Here is a 2,648-nt window from a genome sequence, read left to right on the forward strand (position 1 = left end):
CGGGGCGTGGCCGTGCCACCGGTGCTGGCCGTGGCGATGGTGGGGCTCGCGCTGCTCGCCGGGGTGCTGGTCGCGCCGCAGGTGACGCAGGCCGCCGCCCGGCACACGCTGCGCGAGGGCGCCGAGCCGGTGCTCGCGGTCCAGGCGCAGACCAGTCCGCTGGACGGGTACCGCTCGTGGTTCGGCCCGCAGAGCGCCACCGCGCAGCTGCTGTCGGTCCAGGTGAGCGGGGCGCCGGTCGACCGGTTGCGGATGGCGGTGCTCGACAGCTACGACGGCGTGCACTTCACCTCCTCGACCAGCGGGCCGGACGGGGAGTTCGTCCGGCTGCCCCGCAGCTCGGCACCGGGGGCCGCGAGCCGGGTGACGGTGACGGTCGGCCCGGGTCTGGCGGGCATCTGGTTGCCCGTCCCCGACGGTCTGGTCGTGGCACCGTCGTTCACCGGTGCGCGGGCGGACCAGCTCGCGGCCGCGTTCTACGTGTCCTCGGGCACGGGTGCGGCGATCGACGTCGCGACGCTAGGTGTCGGCCAGGCGGGGGTGCAGGCCGGGGACCGCTACGTCGCAGCGGCCGACACCCCGTCGGGTGCCACCCTCGGCGAGCCGGCCGACACCGCCGGGATCGACCCGGCGGACTACCCGCAGCTCACCGCCTGGGTGAAGGCCCAGGGGCAGCCGCGGACCGCCGACGGCCTGACCCAGCTCGTGGCGCTGCTGCGGGCCCGTGGATACCTCAGCCACTCGGTGACGGCGCAGGACGCCCAGGGCTGGCTCGCCGCGCTGGGCACCGGCGCCACGTTCGTGCCCAGCTACGCCGGGCACTCCACGGCCCGGGTCGAGGACCTGTTCGCCTCGCTCAACCAGCAGCAGGACGCCGTCGGTCCCGGTGCGTCGGACGCCGCGCTGGTGGCGGCCGTCGGCGACGACGAGCAGTTCGCCACCGCTGTCGCGCTGCTCGCGCGCGACCTGGGGTTCGAGTCGCGGGTGGTGCTCGGCTTCCGCCTGCGTGGGGACGGCACCGCGGGTGAGGCGGTGTGCACCGACGTGTGCACGGGCGCCGACATGGCGGCCTGGGTCGAGGTGCGGTCGCCCGGCGGCACCTGGGTGGCGATGGACGTGGACCCGCAGGTCGCCACGCCGCCGCGTCCGGTGGTGCAGGGGCAGGAGCCGCCGTCCAACCCCACCCGGGTGCGCCAGCCGGACCCGAAGGTGGTCCAGCCGCCGGACTCGGCCGACCACGGGTCGGGTGACCGGACCGCGGAGCAGGAGCGCGCCGACGCTGCCTCGCGGCGCTGGGCGCGGGTGCTGCAGATCGCGGGCCTCACCCTGGCCGGGCTCGGCCTGCTGGTGGCGCCGGTGCTCGCGGTCCCGCTCACCAAGGTCCTGCGGCGCCGTGCGCGACGACGGGCGCGGGTGCCCGAGGTCGCCGTGGTCGGCGCCTGGTCGGAGCTGGCCGACCGCTGCCTCGACCTGGGGGTGCCGTTGCAGGGGCCGACGCGCGCCGCGGCCGCCTCGGCCTCGGGACGTCCGACCGCGACGGCGCTCGCCGTGCTGGTCGACGAGTCGGTCTATGCGCAGGTCCCGCCCGACGAGCAGGTCCAGCACGAGGCGTGGGGCCTGGCCGCCGAGGACCTGGCCGCGCTCGGGGTGCAGGTGGCCCCCTGGCGTCGGGTGCTGGCGGCCGTGAGCCCCCGGTCGTTGCTGCGTGCGTTGTCGTCCCCGTGGCGGGGCCCGTCGCGGGTCACGTCGTCGTCGAAGGAGTCGTCATGAGCCTGGTCCAGTCGGCGAGCCCGGACGGGTCGGCGGCCACGGTCGCCGTCCTCACGCTGGTCGGGCTGGTGCTGGGTGCCGCGGTGTACTGCTGGTACGCGGCGGCGCTGGCGGCGGTGCTGCGCAGGCTCGGTGCGCCGGGGTGGCGCGCCTGGGTCCCGGTGCTCAACGAGATGGAGCTGCTCGAGCGCGGTGGGGTGCCCGGGTGGTCGGTCGTGTACTTCTTCGTGCCGGTCGTGGCGCTCTACGGCCTGTACCTGCACGTCGTGGCCGCGCACCGGATCACCGTGCGGCTGGGCCGGGGGGCGGGCGCGACGGTGCTCGCGCTGCTGGTGCCGCCGGTGTGGGCGAGCCTGCTCGGCTGGTCGCGGGCGATGCCCGAGCAGGACCTCGCGCCGCGGGTGGCCTCGCCGACGGGGCTGGCCGCGCCCACCGGTCCGCTGGTCGACGAGTCCGAGATGCCGCTGTGGGCCGGGGCACAGCCGGTCGTCGTCGACGTGCCGCGCACCGCGCCGGCGCTCTCGCCGTGGGCACCTGCCGGCGAACCGGCCCCGGCCCCGCCGATGGTGCAGGTCCCGGTCGCGCCTGTGCCCCAGGCCCCGGTCGGTCCGGTGCTCCCGATGCCTGCTACCCCGGTGCTCCCGCCCGCCGAGGCGTCTGCGCCCGGCTGGACCGCACCGGTCTGGGGCGTCCCCGACAACCCGGTGCTCCCGCCGCCGGATGCTCCGGTCGCGGCGCCGACGGCCTGGTCGGCCCCCGCGCCCGTGCCGCCCGTCGCGCCGCCGACGGTGCCTGCCCCGGCTGCCGCACCGGCGCCACCGGTTGCGCCGGTACCGCCCGCTTCGGCACCTGCCGTGCCCGTACCGGCGGCGCCGCCC

General features: G+C 77.4%; 2 protein-coding genes. Both read left to right on the forward strand.

Going from position 1 to position 2,648, the window contains the following annotated elements; all coding sequences use genetic code 11:
• On the forward strand, positions 1-1,770 hold a 1,770-nt coding region (locus F2B26_RS15630; protein ID WP_159810926.1), incomplete at its 5' end, for a transglutaminase-like domain-containing protein.
• The coding region (locus F2B26_RS15635) for a DUF5684 domain-containing protein (RefSeq protein WP_235929714.1) at positions 1,767-2,648 on the forward strand (882 nt) is incomplete at its 3' end. The genes F2B26_RS15630 and F2B26_RS15635, both read left to right, overlap by 4 nt.

The sequence above is a fragment of the Cellulomonas citrea genome (genome assembly GCF_009829685.1).
GTDB lineage: Bacteria > Actinomycetota > Actinomycetes > Actinomycetales > Cellulomonadaceae > Cellulomonas > Cellulomonas citrea.